We start from the raw sequence: 1,918 nt of genomic DNA, 5'->3' as shown, positions 1-1,918 counted from the left end.
TCGCTGATCGCCACCACGGTCATCACGGCATACGCGCCAACAACCAACGGCACCAGTGCAGGCCCGCCGCGCAGTCCGGGCGTCGGCGGGGCCGTGAATGCGGTGGCGGCCACCACGGCGATGACGGCCCATCCCAGCGGTCGGAGCAGGTCACGTTGGTGGCGCAGTCGTTCACGCGCGGCGGCATGGGCCTGCATGGCTCTGCTCCCAGGGCTTCCTGCGCGTGTTGTCATGGTCGTCACCTCGCTGGCCGTGGGGCCGCGGGCCGGGGTGGTCCGGGGGCTGCCTAGGTCTCCATGGAACCTCCTCCGGCCCGAGTAAGCGAGCCCGAGGAGGTCGGTGGGGAGAGGGGAAGGTCAGGCGTGGTGGCCGGACACCGTGATACCGGAGGGGGATCGTGGCGCGAGTCGCTGCCCGCGGACCTGGACGATGACCAGCCTGGCAGTGACTTCGCACAGGGCCATGGAGACCATGGCGAGCGGCCAGGCGGCCGCGCTGATCTGGTGGACGACGCTGAAGTCGCGGATGGCCGGGCCGGCGCCGTGCTCCAGGGCGAACACGAAGACCAGCCGGGCGCTGATGCCGACCAGGAGCAGGATCGCCGCGACGGGACCCACCCGCGCAAACCGGGTGCCGTCGGCATCGGCGCGTACATGCGTGGCGTAGCCGCACAAGACCCCCAGACCCAGGCCCAGCAGGGTCAACACGAGGACCAGGGCGAGGTCAGAGCCGCCGGTTGGGATGGTGTGCACATAGTGGGTGGCAACGAAGACCACGAGGGCCATCGGAGCAATGATGCTTCGCGCGTCCAGGCGCCGCTCCCGGGCCTGGCGAAGCACGACGAGAAGGAAGACCGCGTTGATGAGGTAGTCGCTGAGAGCCATGACTCAAGGCTGCGCGTCCCGCACGCTCCGCGTCGTCGGAGCCAAGGTTGAGCCGGGGTTGAACCCACACTCAAACCCTGGACCTATGACCGCGGTGCACGGCGATGGGCGTGATCATCGGGATGGACCCGCACAAGCGCTCGGCCACGATCGAGGTCGTCGACCAGACCGGGCGAGTACTGCAGGTCGGGCGGTTCGACACCAACGAGGCCGGCTACGCGGCGATGCTCGCCGCTGGCCGAGGCCACGGCGCGGCCGATGAGCGGGTGTGGGCGGTCGAGGGGTGCAACGGCATCGGCCGACACCTCGCGCACCGGCTCGTGCACGACGGGGAGCGAGTGCTCGACGTCCCGACGAAGCTGTCGGCGCAGGTGCGCATCTTCGCCACCGGCAACGCCCGCAAGACCGACCCGGTCGATGCCCACTCCGTCGCCCTCGCCGCGCTGTACGCGCCGGCCGAGCCCGGCCTGCGGCCGGTGCTGGTCGAGGATGACCTGGTCGTGATGGGGATGATGGTCGACCGCCGCGACGAGCTGGGTCGGGCCCGGACCCAGACGGTCAACCGGCTGCATCGGCTTCTGCTGGAGCTGATCCCGGGCGGGGCGAAGACGTTCCTGTCCGCGCCGCAGGCCCGCGCCCTGGTGGCGAAGGTCAAGCCGCGTGACCTCGTCGGCAAGACCCGGCGCCGGCTGGTCGTCGAGCTGACCGGTGAGCTCGAGGTGATCGACCGCAAGATCAAGATGGCCGACAAGGAGCTGACCGCGCTGGTGCACGAGCGCGGCTCGACGCTGCTGGAGCTGACCGGGATCGGCCCGACCGGCGCCGCAAGGTTGCTGGCCGACGTCGGGGACATCCACCGGTTCCGGGACAAGGACCGGTTCGCCTCCTGGAACGGCACCGCGCCCCTGGACGCGTCCTCCGGGGCGCAGCAACGGCATCGGCTGTCCCGTGCTGGGAACCGCCGGATCAACCGGACGCTGCACATCATGGCCGTCGTGCAGCTGCGTAACCCGACCCCGGGGCGGGAGTTCTAC

The 1,918-nt window shown here is 70.4% G+C and carries 3 protein-coding genes; 1 reads left to right on the top strand and 2 read right to left on the bottom strand.

From position 1 onward, the window contains the following. Both ABD194_RS00545 and ABD194_RS00540 read right to left on the bottom strand, forming a co-directional pair. Positions 1 to 197: hypothetical protein (locus tag ABD194_RS00545; protein WP_343985909.1), on the bottom strand; the 197-nt coding region annotated here is incomplete at its 3' end. Positions 198 to 356: 159 nt separating this feature from the next. Further along, complete coding sequence (locus tag ABD194_RS00540; protein WP_343985906.1) at positions 357 to 884, bottom strand: hypothetical protein; 528 nt, start codon at positions 882 to 884, stop codon at positions 357 to 359. Between the two features lie 104 nt (positions 885 to 988). Between ABD194_RS00540 and ABD194_RS00535 the strand changes: the two genes are divergently transcribed. Further along, positions 989 to 1,918, top strand: a 930-nt coding sequence (locus tag ABD194_RS00535) for an IS110 family RNA-guided transposase (protein WP_343985903.1), incomplete at its 3' end; no start/stop codon positions are given.

The sequence above is a fragment of the Terrabacter terrae genome (assembly GCF_039529575.1).
GTDB lineage: Bacteria > Actinomycetota > Actinomycetes > Actinomycetales > Dermatophilaceae > Terrabacter > Terrabacter terrae.
Note: the sequence above shows the minus strand (reverse complement) of the source record. Positions and strands in the feature narration are given on the sequence as shown.